Source organism: Paraburkholderia sp. CNPSo 3272 (assembly GCF_024206495.1).
GTDB lineage: Bacteria > Pseudomonadota > Gammaproteobacteria > Burkholderiales > Burkholderiaceae > Paraburkholderia.
In genome coordinates this window covers 52,257-69,465 of record NZ_JAMBPQ010000033.1, presented here as the reverse complement: position 1 = coordinate 69,465, position 17,209 = coordinate 52,257, and the positions used below count along the sequence as shown (strand labels likewise).

Genomic DNA, 17,209 nt, shown 5'->3' with positions numbered 1-17,209 from the left:
GTCGAAGTGCTGAATACAAAGAAGGGCCCAAGCCTGGAAGAGCGGTCGCTTACGCAACGTTACCGGAATTATTCCCGAGCATTCGCTCTATGCGCAGCTTCTCGCTGGCCTTCGGCGAGGGCCAGATTCAATAACGCTCGTACGGCCTCGTCTTCAATTCCGCGCACGTCAGATGGAAAGCGGTTTCGCTGTGGGATGAGTACCACGAGACCTTCGATCTGGCATGTGACCAATGCTGCCCGACAGGATAGTTCCAAGGGAGAGAGGTTCGAATTCACGGCCTCTATGAAGCCCTTAAGCATCGAGCGTTGGAGGACATAGGCCTCCTCCATTATCCGACGCGCGAACTCGTGGGTTTGCGCCAAAGCCCACATGTTTATGAACAGGCTCTGGGTCTGTGGTTGTTTGTCCGTCTCAATAAGCAACCGGATCACTTTCTCCAGCCGCTGCAATGGCGTCAGTGACGTGTTGTTTCTGATGCTCTCGTAGGTATCGAAGTACTCGGTTGTCGTCTGTTCCATGATTGCCGCGAACAGAGCTTCCCGGCCAGAAAAATAGTGTTGCAGGTTGGACAAGGCGACGCCAGCGCTCGCCGCGACCTTTCGCATACTGAGTCCACCGTATCCCTCGGCGACAAATATCGCGGTCGCGCACGCCAGTATATGGGCAGCGGTCTGCCGCCCACGCGCATTCATTGGGCGCTTTGTGGATTCCCGTACTGAAGCGTTCGCCAGTGAGCGAAGCGGAACGTCTTTCTGGATCGGGTTGTCTTCGGGCATTGCTTGTCTCGGCATGTTGCGGATTCAGACTTGTTGACCTTACAGATTGTAGGTCGAACGACCGAATCTGGTCAAGCTGGTTGCCACCGCACTCCTTGCGGCGGCGTCTGTTCAAGGTGGCTCATAGTCGCTGCGGCTGGGAAGCGAGGTAGTCACTGACACCTCTCAGATCTCGTTCCATCTAGGTGTTTATGCCATCCATATGTTTCGTCTGACCTATGCGATCCGAATAAATGCTGCGTTCGATGAACCCTAGGGCTAACACCCACTTGCCGACTATTATTTTCCGCTCTATAAATATAACTAGGTCATCCGACATATTTATGGAGTGTTCGGGACCACCAACATGGTTTCGCCCGGAGTCGTCCTCGGTAGCGCTTTTGATGTTCGGGTGCCGGGCCGGATTTCGGGCGCAGGTGGAATCATCTGGTGGTACTTTGGAGGCCAACGCGCAGGAGGCCAACGTCGAGGGTCTTCGACCTGTAGTCTCCCTCTACCAATCAGGCTGCTGGAGAAGATTTGCATGGAGAATCAACCGCGGGCGCCGCAAACGCTGCGCAAAGACGCCTTAGGACTGCTGTCGATCGTCTTTCTCGTGATTGCGACGAATGGCCCGCTGACGGCACTGGTGGGAGCTGTGCCCGTAAGCATCGCGATGGGCAATGGTATCGGTGTGCCGGGTTCGTTTGTCGTTGCGGGGGGGATTTACCTCCTGTTCAGCATTGGTTACGCGGCAATGAGCCGGTATGTGAAAAACGCTGGCGCCTTCTACGCGTACATCGCCGCAGGCTTGGGGCGGCCAGCAGGCGTAGGAGGTGCTTTTCTTGCATTGCTGGCTTACAACGCAATCCAGTTGGCTTGCTACGCCCTGGTAGGTTTTTTCCTGAGTCAGGCACTGGTTGACAAGGCGGGAATTTCTGTCAGTTGGTGGATTAGTGCTACGTGCATCGCGTTGATCGTGCACTATTTTGGGTACAGGAACGTTGAATTCAGCGGACGGTTCCTGTGCATTCTCATGCTGTGCGAGATCGCTATCATCCTTCTGTTTGACGCGGCCGTCGTCGTGCACGGCGGCGGTCCGAAGGGCTTCCCGCTCGCATCCTTCTCGCCGTCGACCGTTTTCACCAGCGGATTTGGTCCGTCACTCGTATTTGTTGTTGGCTCTTATATGGGTTTCGAGACAACCGCGATCTATTCGGAGGAGGCGAAGGACCCTGGTAAGACAATACCGCGGGCAACCTACGCAGCGATTACCATAATCATGGTCTTGTACGCGGTTTCGGTGTGGATGATCATTTCGGCTTACGGGCCGGACGCGGCCGTTGCGCAGGCCAACAAGGATCCCGGAAATATGTGGTTCTCAATGACGGCCAAGCTGGTTGGTACGTGGGCCTCAGATGCGATGGGCGTGCTGATGATCACGAGTCTGCTCGCGGCGCTTATCAGCTTTCACAATACCATTTCACGGTACTTCTATTCACTCGCAAGAGAAGGCATCATCTGGAGCAGGCTAGCCAAAACCCACTCGGTGCAACAGACGCCGTTTGTCGCAAGTATTGTTCAGACCGTGTGCGGGCTAATCGTGATCGTCGTATGCGGGCTCCTCAAAATCGATCCGTTGCAGGGTGTCCTGCCATGGTCAAGCGTCGTCGCTTCAGTGGGGATCGTCGCTGTGCAGGCGTTTGCATCATTGGCCGTCGTAGGCTTCTTTTGGAGAAGTCATCGGGGCGTGTCAGTCTGGCAGCGTACCGTTTCTCCTGCACTGGCCTCGCTTGGTCTCTTTCTATGTCTGTGGCAGATCATCATCCACGTAGATCTGCTCAGTGGCAGCAAGTCAATCTGGTCGGAACTCGTGCCGTGGGCAACGCTCGCGACGGGTCTTGGCGGAGCCTGCTTTGCAGTATGGCTGAAGACGGCACGCCCATCGCTTTATAACAACTTGGGGCGGCTGCTAAATGAGGTCTAACGGAACTTTTGGCGCCGGCTTGGATGGCCAGCGACGGCCGGAACGTCATGGTGTCGATGTCAGATTCGTTGACGAGACGATGGAATTCGTTGCGCGCATGACTCGCATCCGCGCACTGGCATTCTACGTCGTCAAGGAGGAGAGCGATGATTGTGCGTTTCGCAGGTTAGATATTCCGGAAGCCTTCCACAGGGAATACAAGGCAGGGATGTGCCAATACGATCCTTTCAGTTTCACGAGGGTCCCTGGTACCGTGGAGCGCGCCGCGCTGCTCAGTCAAATGGCTGAGCTTGAATCTACACCGGAAACACAGCATTACGTGCGCTTCCTCAAAGCTCACGGATTCGACGACATCGTTGAAGCGGTGTTCCGCAGTGAGACGCGGGTGTTAGGTGGAATCAGCCTGCTGCTTCGACGGGGCGAAGACTGCTCTCAGGTCGCGGCGGTAGTCGATGCAATGCAGCCGTATATCGAGTACAACCTAAGAGGATTCACCGGGCGAAGTAAAATCCAGTTGAGGGAGGATCTCACCAAGTCCTTCTTGCTGTCGCCTCGTGAGCTTGATGTGACGGAGCTGTTAATGTTGGGGGAGACGAACAATTTCATCGCTGAGTCGCTCCACATAAGTGTGGCGACGGTCAAGTCACACGTCTTGAAGATCTTCGAAAAGGTAGGAGTACAGAACCGGGCGAGTCTCGTTTCGCTGCTTTCGGAGTATGAAACACACTGAACCCCAGATGGGGCGACGGGGCGCATAAAAGAAAAATTCCGGCGCCCGCTGAATCCGAAATACACATTCCCACGAGCATTGGTCCGGTGACGCGGCAGTGGCGGGCTTCCTAAAGCCCGCCATTCGGCCGTCCAGAAGGACGGCTCACGCCGCCAAAACTGTCGTTTCCTTCGTTCCATCACTTAATTACTTAGGTATCCAAATATATGGAAGACGACTTGTGTGATCTTTGTCGCGTGTCGCAAGCCGAAGCTGCATCGACGCGCTGGGGTTATCCATAAGTTTGATGCAAATCATCCCTTTGGTTGATCCATACGTGGATTTCGGACAGCCAGAATGAATTCACACGGTCGGAATCGGCATTCTCTTTCATCTGACTCCGTGACCGCGATCTTTTTTTGTCGAGAGGATTAAGGCAATGCGTATGTATCTCAAAACCGCACTTGCAATTGGGTGCAGTGCTGTCATTGCTGCTGCCTGGGCACAGTCAACGGGTAGTCTCACAGTGACCGGTGCCGAAGCTGGCGCTTCAAAGGACGGACAAATTCCGGCATTTTCGGGCGTCTCGAGGACTCCAGCCGGATGGACGCCGGGAAAGCTGAGGGCGGATTTCTCACCCTTTAAGTCAGAGAAGCCACTGTTCTCCATCACGGCGGACAATGTAGCCCAGTACGCCGACAAGCTCTCGCCTGGGCAGCTCGCGTTATTCAAGCAGATCAAGGGGTATCGGATGGATGTCTATCCGACGCACCGTGATTGCGGATACCCTGCGTGGATCCAGGAAAACATCAAGAAAAATGCGGGCACGGCCAAGCTGGATTCGAGCGGGGACCACTTGCATGCTGCGGTGCTTCCGGGTCTGCCATTCCCGGGCGCAAAGACCGGTCAGGAGGCGATATGGAATTATCTGTCCCGCTACCGCGGCATTGGCGCGGAGTGGTCGAAGCTCAACACGATCGTTTCGCCCCGTCCAGGCAGTTCTGACTTCATCGACGTCGTCAGTCACCAGACCTTGTTTTTCCCGTGGGGCAAGAAGGGCGCCAATCCGCTACAAGGCGATGAGCCACTGTTCTCGATCTATTTTGCGTATCAGTCTCCCGCCGCGCTTGCTGGGCAAGGTCTCGTACAAACGTTCAATTTCGCAAACAGTGATTCGCCGACCTTCTACTACTTCTCTGGCCAGCGACGTGTTCGACGGATGCCGTCGTATGACTACGACGCGCCGCAGATCGGCTTCGAAAACCAATATACGGTCGACGAGCCCTGGCTGTTCAATGGCGATATTGACCGTTTCAACTGGAAGCTGGTGGGTGCCAAGGAAATGTATGTACCATACAACGACTTTGGTATGTATGACTTCCAGAAAAGCGTGAGTGACGTCTACAAGCCCGACACGGTCGATCCATCCGTTCGGCGCTACGAACTCCACCGCGTCTATGAGGTTGAGGCGACGCTTAAGGAGAACATGCGTCATATCTCACAGAAGAAGGTTCTGTATCTCGACGAGGACACTTACCTCGCTCTCGCGGGAGAGGACTATGACGCACAGGGCAAGCTGTGGAAGGTCAAGGAAGGCTATCCGATTCCGGTATGGGAACTGGGAGGCACTTGCGACGTGGAACCCTTCACCCAGTACAACCTGACCTCAGGACGCTACGTCGCGGATCAAGGTGCGGCTGGTATGGGATCCGATATCCGGTATTACGAACAATCAAACGACCCGCACTTCACCCCCGACTTCTATACCGCAGAGAATCTGCAGGCAATCAGCGAGCGCTAGGGTAGTCGTATTGACGAAGAGCATGCGTCACAGGATGGCGCATGCCGAAAACAACTGACCAAAGGGAAATCATGAGAAAGGCTGGGTTAAATGCCTCGGTCTCGCTCGCGATGTTGGGTGGATTCGCGGCGAGCGCGTATGGCTACGATTTCACAACAGGAATGGGGGACCTCTCCGGATCATGGGTCACGAACCTCACTGCGGGCGCGGGCCTTCGAACGAAGAACCCGAGTTGTTCGCTCACGGGCGACCCGAACGCCTACGGATGCGGCGCCGCAGCCAACACCAATCAATGGGCGTTCGGTGACAACGGCAACCTGAATTACAAAAAGGGGCAGTTTTACAGCGCATACGTCAGCGCAACAAGCGAGCTGCTGCTTACAATGCCGAGCGAAGGGTTAAAGTTCATGGTTCGAGGGATGGCGATGTACGACTTCGCCGTCCGCGATACTGAAAGAACCGCCCTGTCTAGCACCGCCCTCGCACAGGTCGAATATCCGGTGCGTCTCCTGGATTTATGGGGTGAGAAAGACTTCGCAATCAATGGGCAGAGTGCCCACGTGCGACTGGGTAACCAGGTCATTAACTGGGGGGAAAGCTACTTTGCCGTTGGTGGTATCAATGCAACGAACGCGGTCGACATCCAGACGCTGATCACTCCAGGCACCCAATTGAAGCAGGCCCTGATTCCAGCTCCGATGCTGAGCTTTGCTTCCGGCATTGGAGGCGGTTTCAGCACTGAGGCCTACTATCAGTTCGGGTGGACCTCAAACCGCTATCCGCCGGTGGGAACATACTGGTCTGTGGCCGACAACTTCGGGCGCGGGGCGGAACCCGCGACTGTCAGCTCGACAAACGTTAACGTCGGAGGGGCCGACGCTGGAACTATCGCTGGCTCGAATAGTGGGAATCCGGCAACAATATCCGGAATAAACACGGGACTGGTGAACGGCCAGTACGCAGGGGCTCCGTACCACTCAATCGGCGTACCTGTCTCGACCGTGCTTCCATCGCAATACAAGCCACAATTTGGGTTGAGGTTGAACTACAAACCAAAAGCGCTCGACGCCAATTTTTCCTTCTACTACGAGAATTATACGGACAAGTCACCGGTACTCTCGACACTGCCCGATGGCTCGAATCAGTGGTCGTATCTGCAGAATCGTCAGCTCTTTGGCGTCAGCGCAAACTTCGGGATCGGCGACTGGGCGATCGGCACTGAACTGTCCTATCGTCCGCACGATGCAGTCGCGTTGTCAGGCTGTTTCAATCCAGGCGGTCCACTGGACCTGAATACAAATGGCGTAAGTGGGATCGACTGCCAGCAATGGGAGGACAGAAAAAAGATTCAGTATGATATCAACGGTCAGCTCAGTCTCACGCGAAGCGAATACCCGTTTCTTAAGCTGATCGGCGCCGATATGGCAGTACTGACAGCAGAGGTTACGTGGATCTACTACCCGGGACTCAGCTCCAGCGGCGTGACGCGAAACATTGGCGGACAGACGGTTACCCAGGTACCCGCAGCAGGCTACTACGCTTGGCTCAACAACGGCTCCAGCCTCGGTTATCCCATAGCCGCAGCCCAAGGTACTTCGAGCTCGATAGGTGCGACTATCGACTTCAACTGGACTTATGATGGCACGGTGATCCATGGCTGGCAGGTCACCCCTGGTGTGACGTTCACCGATGCACTTTACGGGTATACGCCGACATTCACCGCGAATTACCTTCAGGGCGCAAAGTCGATAAATCTCTACGTTCTGTTCAATCAGAACCCCGCCAACTGGCAGGCTGGAATTAACTACACCGCATTCTTTGGTGGCCACAACACGGTTGGACAGGCATACGCCGACCGCAACTTTGTTGGAATGTTCGTTACCCGCAACTTCTGATCCCAGAAGGTGCCTTGCTGCGCGTGCGGAGCGCGCAGCAGTCATTTAGAAGGAAGACGCTGTGATAAGCCGCTTCGTTGTTCGCCTTGAGCACTTCTTTTTTGGACATCGTGGAGTCGTTGTTCTGGCGATTGCCGTTTTTACCGCCATCATGGCCGTCTTTGCGGTGCAGCTGCGCATGGAGGCGGGCTTCGAGAAGCAGATGCCAATTGGTCACGAGTACATCCAGACCTTTCAGAAATACCGAAAGGATTTATTCGGCGCGAACCGGATCACGGTAGTGGTTCGATCGCGCAAAGGAAGCATCTGGACACCTGCCGGATTGACCCGACTGTACAAGGTCACGCAGGCTGTAACGTTTCTTCCAGGTGTCGACAGGCAGGGGGTAATGTCGCTCTGGACTCCCAATGCCTTTGTCAATGAAATCACCGAGGACGGCTTCAGGGCCAACCCGGTGATCGACGGTACCATTACGCCAAACCAGCTTACGCCCGCCGTGGTTGACAAGATCAGAAAGTCGGCGATCAACGGTGGATACATCGGAACGCTCGTGTCGCACTCTGAAGACAGTGCGATGATTACCGCTGAGCTGAATGAGCGCGATGGCTCGGGCAAGACGCTCGACTACGTGCAACTGAACCACCTCCTTGACGATCAGGTCAGAAAGCCATTTGAAGACTCGGGATACGAGATCCAGATTATCGGTTTTGCAAAGCAGATTGGAGACATTGCTGACGGCGCGAAAGCTGTGCTGGGTTTCTGTTCGATCGCGCTTCTGCTTACGGCGCTCGCGGTTTACTGGTACTGCCATTCGGTACGATTCACGGTATTGCCGATTATGTGTTCGCTGACATCGCTGGTTTGGCAGTTCGGCACGCTCAGGCTACTTGGTTTCGGACTCGATCCTCTCGCGGTTCTCGTGCCATTCCTGGTATTTGCGATTGGCGTGTCGCACGGCATACAGCAGGTCAATTTCATCGTCAGGGAGTTGTCGCACGGAAGTAACACAATTGAGGCCGCTCGCCGCAGCTTTAGTGGCCTGCTTGTCCCGGGAACACTGGCTCTGGTTACGGCGCTCGTGTCATTCGTCACGCTTCTTTTGATTCCGATACCCATGGTCCGGGAACTAGCAATCACAGCGTCCCTGGGCGTTGGCTACAAGATCATCACGAATCTCGTCATGCTCCCGGTCGCTGCATCGTTTTTCAACTTCTCAAAGGCGTATGCTGACGACGCCCTGGAAAGAAGGGAACGCCGGTCCCGGTGGCTGCGCAGTCTTGCTCGAGTCGCCGAACCGCGGAACGCTTACGCCGTGGTGTGTATTACAGCGGTCGTATTTGCGCTGGCCGTTTGGCAGAGTCGCGACCGAGTTATTGGTACGTTGCAGCCGGGCGCGCCCGAGCTTCGTGCAGATTCACGATTCAACCTTGACGCTGTCTCGATAGCGAACAACTACGACGTCGGACTTGACTGGCTGACCGTGGTTTTCGAATCGTCTGGTGCAGCGTGCGATAACCCTGTTGTAGGGATTTATGAGGATGATTTCGCGTCGACCATGAAGCACGAGCCGGGCGTCGTGTCTGTTGAATCCTATCCCGCCATGCTTCGCGACTACAACGAGGGGTATAACGAAGGAAACCCGAAGATGAATGTTGTGCCGATCGATCCGGGTAACTATGGCGGCCTGTCGGCGGAGATCGGACGTCTCAAGGGTTACATGAGCAAGGACTGCAGCATGACCGCTGTGCACCTGTTCCTGACAGACCACAAGGCCACCACGTTGACGCGAGTCCTCGACGATGTCAAGCAGTATCGCGAATTGCATCAGGTCAACGGCATCACGATCCGGTTGGCCGCAGGCAACGCTGGGGTGATTGCTGCAACGAACGATGAGGTCGCGAAGAGTGAACTGCCAATGATGCTTTATGTCTACGCGGCAATTCTGATCCTCGTCTTTCTCGCATATCGCGATTTCCGCGCGATGGTGGCCTGCTGCGCGCCCTTGACCGTGGCAACCTTCATAGGCTACTGGTTCATGAAGGAGTTGCAGATAGGGCTTACGGTGGCAACATTGCCAGTGATGGTACTTGCTGTAGGCATCGGCGTCGATTACGCGTTCTATATTTACAATCGACTGCAGCTTCACATGGCTAATGGCCAGCCTATCGTTAAGGCTGTGGAACATGCAATGCTCGAGGTTGGCGTCGCGACGATTTTTACCGCCATTACGCTCGCGATCGGTGTGGCCACATGGAGCTTCTCGGCGCTCAAGTTCCAGGCTGATATGGGGAAACTGCTCGCCTTCATGTTCATCGTCAACCTGGTGATGGCAATGACTGCATTGCCTGCCCTCGCGGTAGTTCTCGAAAAGCTGTTTCCGCGGCGGTCGCCAGTACGTGCCCCTGGTCTGCTCAGCCATTGACGAGATCAAATAAACGAGGAGTATTCATGAAAACACATCTGCGGAAACTGGTCGCCCTGGCAGGTATCTGTGTCTGCGCATTGGCACAGGCGAGTCAGGGGACGACCCCGGAACTGAAGGTTTCTCCAGCGCACGCCTGGGTGGATGCGTCCCATATGATGTTGCTTGATGCTGCACGTGCTGGATCCCGCATCGTCGCCGTTGGAGAACACGGGCTTGTATTGTTCTCCGACGACAAGGGTAAGACTTACAAGCAGGCGAGCGTGGTGCCCATTTCTTCCACACTCACCAGTGTTTACTTTTCGGATGCTTCGCATGGGTGGGGTGTGGGTCAGTGGGGGGCGATTATCGCCACCCAGGACGGTGGAAAGACGTGGCGAATTCAGCGGGCCGACACCTCCACAGACCGACCGCTTTTTTCTGTCTACTTTACCGACCCATTGCATGGCTGGGCGGTCGGCTTGTGGTCGCTGATGCTGCAAACGAGCGACGGGGGGGCGCACTGGAGCCCTGTTACGTTGCCACCGCCGCCGGGTAGCACGAAGGCCGATCGCAATCTGTTCCGTATCTTCGGTGCTGCCGATGGGACATTGTACGTTGCAGCGGAGCAGGGGTTGGTGCTTCGATCGCGCGATCATGGCACGACTTGGGAGTACCGGAAAACGGGCGGAAAGGGGAGCCTTTGGGCGGGAGCGGTTGCATCGGATGGTACCGTTCTGGTCGGAGGACTGCTTGGGCACCTGTACGAGAGTCATGACGGAGGCGATACGTGGGCGGCAGTCGAGACGAGAACAAGCAGTTCGATCACCGACCTTGCAGTAACCGGTGACAGGGTCGTCGGGGTAGGGCTGGATGGACTGATGTTGTCAGGGACCGCAAACTCCCAGGATTTCGATGCGAAGCATCGGGAAGACCGTCGACCACTTACGGCGATCATCTCGTTAGCAGGCTCAAACGCCACTGTGCTCTTTGCAAAGGATGGCGTGGTATCGGGCGATTGATCGTGCTGGGGACCCTGGGATAAGCCGACAAGACGAAGCTAGATGCAGCGCGCGAGGAAGATCAGGCAACGATGCGACAACATCTTCACGATTCCCCCTCAAAGGGAAGTGATGCGAAGGATCAGGGCTACCAGGTAGCGGAACTTCAAACGATGCGGAGTATCACGGGTCGGATGCGAGGTTTTTTGTACCGCTGCCTGAACGACGAGCATTACACGATGCTCTACACGTCGCCGGCCATCCTGGCGCTGACAGGTTTCCCGGCCGCCGACTTTATCGGTAACGCGGTTCGAACCCTTCCTTCATTGACAGACCCGTCCGACGAGGAGTACGTCTCGCGGGCGGTCGCCGCAGCGCTGCGGGACCAAAGAGCGTGGACTGCGGACTACAGGATTCGTCGCGCAGACGGGCAGTCCGTGTGGGTACGCGAAGTGGGCGGGGGTGTTTTCGATCAAGCCGGCAAGCTGCTCTATCTGGAGGGGCTGGTAATTGAAGTGCAGGGTGAGCGTGCTGCGCAAATCGCGACGGAACAGCGTCTTTCGGCAATGACGAGTGCGACGAACGCGATTCTCTCCGATGTCGACGACATAATCAGAACCATCCGTTCGCTGTCGATCCTGTCGTTTAACGCGCGTGTTGAGGCAGCCCGTGCTGGTAATCAAGGGCGCGGATTCTCGGTGGTCGCCGCAGAAATAAAAAAGTTGGCAGACGAGACCGACAAGTTGATCAAACAGGTTTCTACCAACGTCAAGGCCGTACGGCAAGTCATGGCCAGCTAGTCCGTTGAACCGGATGAATTGCACCGGATTCGCCGCGATGGATCGGAGTGCTTCCATTTCAGTGGAAGCGCCTGCTTGTGGCGGGTAAGGAGACTGCATCGCCGCCGCCCCTTCCCCAAAGAACCGCCCAAGCGACTTTCGCCGCAAACGTCTCAGGCATCGCGTGGAAGTGACCTACCCGAGGAACTTCTCACGATGCGGGAGCATCACCGCTCGAATGAGAGGTTTTCTGTACCGGTGCATGAACGACGAGCACTATACGATGCTCTACACGTCACCAGCGATTTTTGCGTTGACGGGATATCCAGCCGAAGACTTTATCGGGAACCCAGTTCGGCCCCTGCTTTCTTTGACAGACCCGTCCGACGAGGAGTATGTCTCGCGCGCCGTGGCCAAGTCGCTCCGTGAACGAAACGCATGGACCGTGGATTACAGAGTTCGTCGCGCATCTGGTGACACGGTTTGGGTGCGGGACGTGGGCGGAGGCGTGTTTGACGAAGGTGGCGCCCTGCTTTACCTGGAGGGACTGGTTATCGAAGTCCAGGGGGAGCGCGCGGCCCAGATGGCGACTGAACAACGTCCGTCTGCCATGACAGGCACGACGAACGCGATTCTTTTGGATGTTGACGACATACAGAAGACAATCCGTGCACTTTCCATCCTCTCGTTTAACGCTCGTGTCGAAGCTGCTCGTGCAGGCGAACAACGGCGAGGGTTTTCTGTGGTCGCGGCCGAAATAAAGAAACTGGCAGACGACACTGACAAAGTAATCAAACGGGTCTCAACGAACGGCAAGACTGTTCGGAGTGTGATGGCCGCCCAGTAACGCTTGGAGGATGACATTCGAAATTAGCGTTATTGGAATGGTCGGGGAAGACTCTACTGTTCGGACACTCTCTCCGAAAATTACTCAGATATCTTCTTTTGCGCGGGAAGCCGCGCCCCTCAAAATCCAACCAAAGGTTGATTGTTGACCACCGGGGTGAGACCGAGAATGTTCTTAACAACTTCTTATGGCTCGCACCATGTCATACCCTAACCTCAAACTGCTGATTGACGGCAAATGGATCGATCGTACCGACAGCGGTACGTTGCCGGTTATCAATCCAGCCGACGGACAGGTAGTCGGTCACCTGCCGGTTGCCGGACGCGGCGAACTCGACAGCGCCGCTGAAGCGGCGCGCCGCGGTTTCCAACGCTGGTCGGCCATGCTCCCGTTCGAGCGTTTCCGCATCATCGCAAAGGCCACCGAGCTGATGCGTCAACGGGCAAAAGAAATCGCAGCTGTTCTGACGCTCGAGCAGGGAAAGCCGCTGGCTGAAGCTGTCCGGGAAGTCACGCTCTCCGCAGACATCATCGACTTTTTGGCCGAGGAGGCCAAGCGGATGCCTACTCGGGGGGTCCCGGCCAGACTGGAAAATGTACTGAGCCAGACGGTCACGCGCGTTCCCATCGGACCTGTCGCCGCATTCACACCGTGGAATTTCCCCGCGAACCTTCCGTCGAGAAAGCTGGGCGGCGCGCTCGCAGCGGGTTGCAGCGTCATTATCAAGCCCGCGGAAGAGACGCCTGCGACCTGCATGCTGATCGTGCAATGCCTGGTTGACGCTGGCATTCCGGAAGGCGTTGTCAACATGGTGGCGGGCGACCCTGCATTCATCTCATCGTCGCTCATCGAGCACCCGAACGTCGCGAAGATTTCCTTCACGGGGTCGGTTCGGGTAGGGAAGCTGCTTGGGGAGCAGGCGGCGCGACACGTGAAGCGCTATACAGCGGAGCTGGGTGGTCACGCGCCGGTAGTCGTGTGCAAGGACTACGACGGGGCGAAGGCCGCAAGATTTTCGGTGTCGGCCAAGTTCCGCAACGCCGGGCAGGTTTGCGCATCTCCCATTCGCTTCATTGTTCATCGCACGCAATATCAATCGTTTCGAGACGAACTGGTGCGCAGCGCGTCCGCGCTGAAGATTGGCTCCGGTCTCGAAGAAGGTGTGCAGTTCGGTCCGCTAATCGAGGAGCGGCGTGTCCGCGAGATGCAAGCCTTCGTCGACGATGCGGCCGAACGCGGTGCCACGATTGCGTGTGGCGGCAAGCGCATAGCGCGGCCCGGGTTCTTCTTCGAGCCGACGGTGATCGAGCACGCATCTCTGGATTCCCGGGTACAGAACGAAGAGCCGTTCGGTCCCATCGCGGTGCTCGACGTATTCGATGACCTGGGTGATGCGATCTCGCGTGCCAACCGGCTGCCGGTCGGCCTCGCGGCCTATGGATTTACTTCCGACCTCGATTGCGCGCATCGCCTTAGTGCGCAACTCGAGGCCGGCATGGTTGGAATCAACCATTTTGGAGTGTCCCAACCCGAGACGCCGTTTGGTGGTGTCAAGGAGAGCGGCTTGGGCCATGAGAGTGGCCTCGAAGGTCTGCTGGGATACACAGATCTCAAACTTGTTTCGGTAGCTAAATCGTGAACTCCATTTCAGTTCCGAAGGGTCGGGACGCGACTGACCAGCGGCGCGCCCTAGTCCCTCAACACCGCCCGAAGGCACTTCTACTCGATTTCGGGAGCGTTATCAGTGTGTCGGTATTCGAGCGCCACCGTGAAACGGAAGCGACGCTCGGCCTTCCTCCGGGAACGCTGGCCTGGCTTGGGCCGATCGATCCGTCCACCGACATGCTCTGGCAGTCGATGCAGCGCGACGAAATCACCGAGCGGGACTACTGGGCAATGCGCGCACGTGAGATGGGGGCATCTATCGGCGAGCGGGACTGGGATGTTCGCGCGATGCTCACGCGTACACGGCAGACGGATCCGAACGCTGTCGTGCGCCCGGCGATGGTGAAGCTTATCCGTCGTGCACGTGCGAACGGAATCCTCATCGGAATCTTGTCGAATGAGCTGGAGTTGTTCTACGGCGCGGAGTTTCTGTCGCAGATGTCTGTGCTCAAGGATATGGCGGCAATCGTCGACGCGACACACACAGAGATTCTGAAGCCGGATCGCCGGGCCTACCAGTTGGCGATGGACGCCCTGAACATGAAAGGGGAGGACATCCTCTTTGTCGACGATCAGATGCGGAACATCGTCGGTGCGGTGAAAGCGGGGCTCCAGGTGCAGTTCTTCGACCTGCGCGACATCAACGGAAACATTGCCGCTATTGCCACGCGGCTCAATCTATCGGTGGAGGAACTGACATGACAAAGATGAAGCTCGACGAGCTGAAGGCGGCAAACGCGAAATACCTGTGGCATCCCATGGCTCACCCGCAGGCCATGATCGACACCCCCCCGGACATCATCACACGTGGAGAGGGAAGCTGGATCTGGGACGCGGATGGAAAGAAATTGCTCGATGGTGTTGGCGGCCTTTGGAGTGTGAACCTCGGGTTCGGCCGGACGGAAATCCGCGATGCCATCGTCTCCCAACTGGATGAGCTGCCGTACTACAACACCTTCCGAGGCACCACACATCCGCGCGCAATCGAACTGTCGGCTCGTCTCGTCGGGATGATGGAGGCCGATGGTGTCTCATCGGTTTTCTTCAGCAGCGGTGGCTCCGACGCGGTGGAAGGGGCGTTGAAGCTCGCGCGCCAGTACTGGAAGATCAAGGGTCAGGCTGATCGGACCAAGTTCATCTCGCTCAAGCAGGGTTACCACGGGGTGCACTTCGGTGGAATGAGCGTCAACGGCAACACGAACTTCCGACGGGCGTACGAGCCGCTCCTGCCCGGCTGCTTCCATATCGACACACCTTGGGTTTATCGAAATCCGTACACGGAGGACCCGGTCAAGCTGGGTGAAATCTGTGCACAGCTCCTCGAGCGCGAGATCCAGTTTCAGGGACCTGACACGGTTGCTGCATTCATTGCCGAGCCGGTGCAGGGCGCCGGTGGCGTGATCGTGCCGCCGGCGAACTATTGGCCGCTGGTCCGTGAGATCTGTGACAAGTATGGAGTGCTTCTGATCGCAGACGAAGTTGTGACCGGTTTTGGCCGTACTGGGCAACTGTTCGGCACCCGCCTCTGGAATGTGAAGGCTGATCTGTGGTGCCTGGCCAAAGGCATATCTTCTGGCTATGTGCCGCTCGGGGCGACCGCGATTTCGCAAAAGGTCGCTGACGCATTCCGGGCCGGCGACGCGTCGATGGCGGCGATCTCACACGGCTACACGTACAGCGCACACCCAGTTGCCGCAGCGGCGGCTCTGGCCGCACTGGATTTGCTTGAGCGCGAGAACGTGGCGGCGAATGCTGCCGAACAGGGCGCGTATCTCCATCAACGGCTCGCGGAATTGGGAAAGCAGTCGAGGCTGATCGGCGACGCCCGCGGCGTTGGCCTCATGGCGTGTCTCGAGATGGTAGCGGACAAGACGACCAAGGCTCCCTTCGGACGGGGTGCCAAAGAGGTCAGCCGCGTCGCTCGCGAAGCCTATGATCGCGGCCTCATGGTCCGGACTTCGGGGCCGAACATCATTCTTTCGCCCGCGCTCACAATTAACCGGCAGGAAATCGATTTCATGTGTGACGTCCTCGAGGCGTCGTTCAAGGCTGTGGAGGGCTAGGTGCCATGACGCAGCAACTGAGTATTCTCCTGATTGGTACGGCAGACACCAAGGCAGACGAACTGCTCTTCATGAAGGACTGCATCGAGAGGCAAGGCTCTCGCGCCATCGTAATGGATGTCGGCGTTCTCGGGCAAGCGCCGTTTGAGCCACAGATCAGCAACAGCGACGTCGCACAGGCCGCGGGTAAGACGCTCGAAGAGATTGCCGCTTGCGGCGACGAGAATGAAGCCATGGCGGCGATGGCAGAGGGCGCTGTGAACATCGCGATCGAGCGCTACCGCTCGAATCAGATCCACGGCGTCCTGGCCCTCGGGGGCACGATGGGTACCGACCTCGCGCTTGACGTGACTGCGGCGCTGCCGTTGGGTCTGCCGAAGTTCGTTGTATCGACGGTGGCCTATTCGCATTTGATTCCTCCCGAGCGGTTGGCTCCCGACCTGATGATGATTCTTTGGGCCGGCGGCCTCTATGGACTAAACGACGTCTGCAAGGCGGTCCTGAGCCAGGCATCGGGAGCCATTCTGGGTGCGTGCCGGACAGTCGAGCCCTCACGGGCAGATCGACCGAAGGTGGCTATTGGTTCCCTGGGCAAGTCCTGCCTCAGCTACATGGTGCGACTTACGGCGGAACTGGAGGAGAGAGGCTACGAGCCCGTCGTCTTCCATTGCACCGGCATGGGTGGTCGCGCGATGGAAGCGTTGATCGCGCAGAAGCAGTTCGTGGCCGTGTTCGACTTTGCCCTGTGCGAACTGGGTAACGAGGTGCATGGATCTGTCGTCACCGCGGGGCCGTCCCGACTGGAGGCCGCGGGACGGCTTGGAATCCCTCAACTCGTCTCGCCGGGCGCAAGCGACATGATTGACGTGCAGACGTGGAAGCCCCTGCCCAAGGTGTACGAAGATCGGCTCTATCACGCACACAACCGGCTGATTGCGTCCGTGACGATGACGCCGCAGGAGCGGCGCGCTGCCGCCCGGGTACTTGCCGATAAGGTCAACAAAGCCGCTGGGCCGACCGCATTTCTGCTGCCCACGTGGGGGATACAGCAGTGGGACCGTGTCGGTCAACCTCTACATGACCCGGACGGCCTGCAGGCTTTTCTCGAGGAGGTCAGGTCGGCGGTCAAACCGCCGGTCAATTTCATCGAGCTGGACTGCCATATCAACGACGACTTCTTTGTCGACGGGGCGCTTCAGGTCTTCGATCGTTGGGTAAGCGAAGGCAAGATCGCGGCGGGTGTGCGTTCGGCGAAGCACGCGGAAGTGTGAGCATTAACGGTTATAGGACGCTTCGGCTGGAC

13 protein-coding genes are annotated in these 17,209 nt (G+C 57.2%); 12 read left to right on the top strand and 1 reads right to left on the bottom strand.

Going from position 1 to position 17,209, the window contains the following annotated elements; genetic code table 11:
• Positions 1-68: 68 nt before the first annotated feature.
• On the bottom strand, positions 69-779 hold the full coding sequence (locus tag M3I53_RS28995; protein WP_254319262.1) for a TetR/AcrR family transcriptional regulator: 711 nt from the start codon (positions 777-779) through the stop codon (positions 69-71).
• Between the two features lie 523 nt (positions 780-1,302).
• Between M3I53_RS28995 and M3I53_RS28990 the strand changes: the two genes are divergently transcribed.
• From M3I53_RS28990 to M3I53_RS28930, 12 genes are all read left to right on the top strand, one after another.
• Positions 1,303-2,745 (top strand): APC family permease, encoded by a 1,443-nt coding sequence (locus M3I53_RS28990; RefSeq protein WP_254319261.1) that lies wholly within the window; start codon positions 1,303-1,305, stop codon positions 2,743-2,745.
• A gap of 79 nt (positions 2,746-2,824) precedes the next feature.
• The gene (locus tag M3I53_RS28985) at positions 2,825-3,475 is read left to right on the top strand and encodes a LuxR C-terminal-related transcriptional regulator (RefSeq protein ID WP_254319260.1); all 651 of its coding nucleotides are present in this window, start codon (positions 2,825-2,827) and stop codon (positions 3,473-3,475) included.
• Positions 3,476-3,899: 424 nt separating this feature from the next.
• Positions 3,900-5,255, top strand: coding sequence for a DUF1329 domain-containing protein (locus M3I53_RS28980; RefSeq protein WP_254319259.1), 1,356 nt, complete (start codon positions 3,900-3,902; stop codon positions 5,253-5,255).
• Positions 5,256-5,326: 71 nt separating this feature from the next.
• Positions 5,327-7,150: a DUF1302 domain-containing protein gene (locus M3I53_RS28975; protein ID WP_254319274.1), complete on the top strand. Its 1,824-nt coding sequence runs from the start codon at positions 5,327-5,329 to the stop codon at positions 7,148-7,150.
• A gap of 61 nt (positions 7,151-7,211) precedes the next feature.
• A complete protein-coding gene (locus M3I53_RS28970; protein ID WP_254319258.1) occupies positions 7,212-9,572 on the top strand; it encodes an efflux RND transporter permease subunit in 2,361 nt (786 codons plus the stop codon).
• A 26-nt stretch (positions 9,573-9,598) separates the two neighbouring features.
• The gene (locus M3I53_RS28965; protein ID WP_254319257.1) at positions 9,599-10,573 is read left to right on the top strand and encodes a YCF48-related protein; all 975 of its coding nucleotides are present in this window, start codon (positions 9,599-9,601) and stop codon (positions 10,571-10,573) included.
• A 71-nt stretch (positions 10,574-10,644) separates the two neighbouring features.
• Positions 10,645-11,352, top strand: coding sequence for a PAS domain-containing protein (locus M3I53_RS38300; RefSeq protein ID WP_309249553.1), 708 nt, complete (start codon positions 10,645-10,647; stop codon positions 11,350-11,352).
• A 241-nt stretch (positions 11,353-11,593) separates the two neighbouring features.
• Positions 11,594-12,178 carry a PAS domain-containing protein gene (locus M3I53_RS28950; RefSeq protein WP_254319256.1) on the top strand — a complete coding sequence of 195 codons (585 nt, stop codon included), beginning with the start codon at positions 11,594-11,596 and terminating at the stop codon, positions 12,176-12,178.
• A gap of 199 nt (positions 12,179-12,377) precedes the next feature.
• Complete coding sequence (locus M3I53_RS28945; RefSeq protein WP_254319255.1) at positions 12,378-13,817, top strand: NAD-dependent succinate-semialdehyde dehydrogenase; 1,440 nt, start codon at positions 12,378-12,380, stop codon at positions 13,815-13,817.
• Positions 13,818-13,924: 107 nt separating this feature from the next.
• Positions 13,925-14,545, top strand: a complete 621-nt coding sequence (locus M3I53_RS28940) for an HAD-IA family hydrolase (protein WP_254319254.1) — start codon at positions 13,925-13,927, stop codon at positions 14,543-14,545.
• A 5-nt stretch (positions 14,546-14,550) separates the two neighbouring features.
• Positions 14,551-15,906: an aminotransferase class III-fold pyridoxal phosphate-dependent enzyme gene (locus M3I53_RS28935; RefSeq protein WP_375542601.1), complete on the top strand. Its 1,356-nt coding sequence runs from the start codon at positions 14,551-14,553 to the stop codon at positions 15,904-15,906.
• Between the two features lie 5 nt (positions 15,907-15,911).
• Positions 15,912-17,177 carry a Tm-1-like ATP-binding domain-containing protein gene (locus M3I53_RS28930; RefSeq protein WP_254319252.1) on the top strand — a complete coding sequence of 422 codons (1,266 nt, stop codon included), beginning with the start codon at positions 15,912-15,914 and terminating at the stop codon, positions 17,175-17,177.
• The last annotated feature ends 32 nt before the right edge of the window (positions 17,178-17,209 follow it).

Coding starts and splice junctions, on each gene's coding strand:
- M3I53_RS28995 (WP_254319262.1), bottom strand. CDS start 779: ATGCCCGAAGACAACCCGATCCAGAAAGACGTTCCGCTTCGCTCACTG.
- M3I53_RS28990 (WP_254319261.1), top strand. CDS start 1,303: ATGGAGAATCAACCGCGGGCGCCGCAAACGCTGCGCAAAGACGCCTTA.
- M3I53_RS28985 (WP_254319260.1), top strand. CDS start 2,825: ATGGAATTCGTTGCGCGCATGACTCGCATCCGCGCACTGGCATTCTAC.
- M3I53_RS28980 (WP_254319259.1), top strand. CDS start 3,900: ATGTATCTCAAAACCGCACTTGCAATTGGGTGCAGTGCTGTCATTGCT.
- M3I53_RS28975 (WP_254319274.1), top strand. CDS start 5,327: ATGAGAAAGGCTGGGTTAAATGCCTCGGTCTCGCTCGCGATGTTGGGT.
- M3I53_RS28965 (WP_254319257.1), top strand. CDS start 9,599: ATGAAAACACATCTGCGGAAACTGGTCGCCCTGGCAGGTATCTGTGTC.
- M3I53_RS38300 (WP_309249553.1), top strand. CDS start 10,645: ATGCGACAACATCTTCACGATTCCCCCTCAAAGGGAAGTGATGCGAAG.
- M3I53_RS28950 (WP_254319256.1), top strand. CDS start 11,594: ATGAACGACGAGCACTATACGATGCTCTACACGTCACCAGCGATTTTT.
- M3I53_RS28945 (WP_254319255.1), top strand. CDS start 12,378: ATGTCATACCCTAACCTCAAACTGCTGATTGACGGCAAATGGATCGAT.
- M3I53_RS28935 (WP_375542601.1), top strand. CDS start 14,551: ATGAAGCTCGACGAGCTGAAGGCGGCAAACGCGAAATACCTGTGGCAT.
- M3I53_RS28930 (WP_254319252.1), top strand. CDS start 15,912: ATGACGCAGCAACTGAGTATTCTCCTGATTGGTACGGCAGACACCAAG.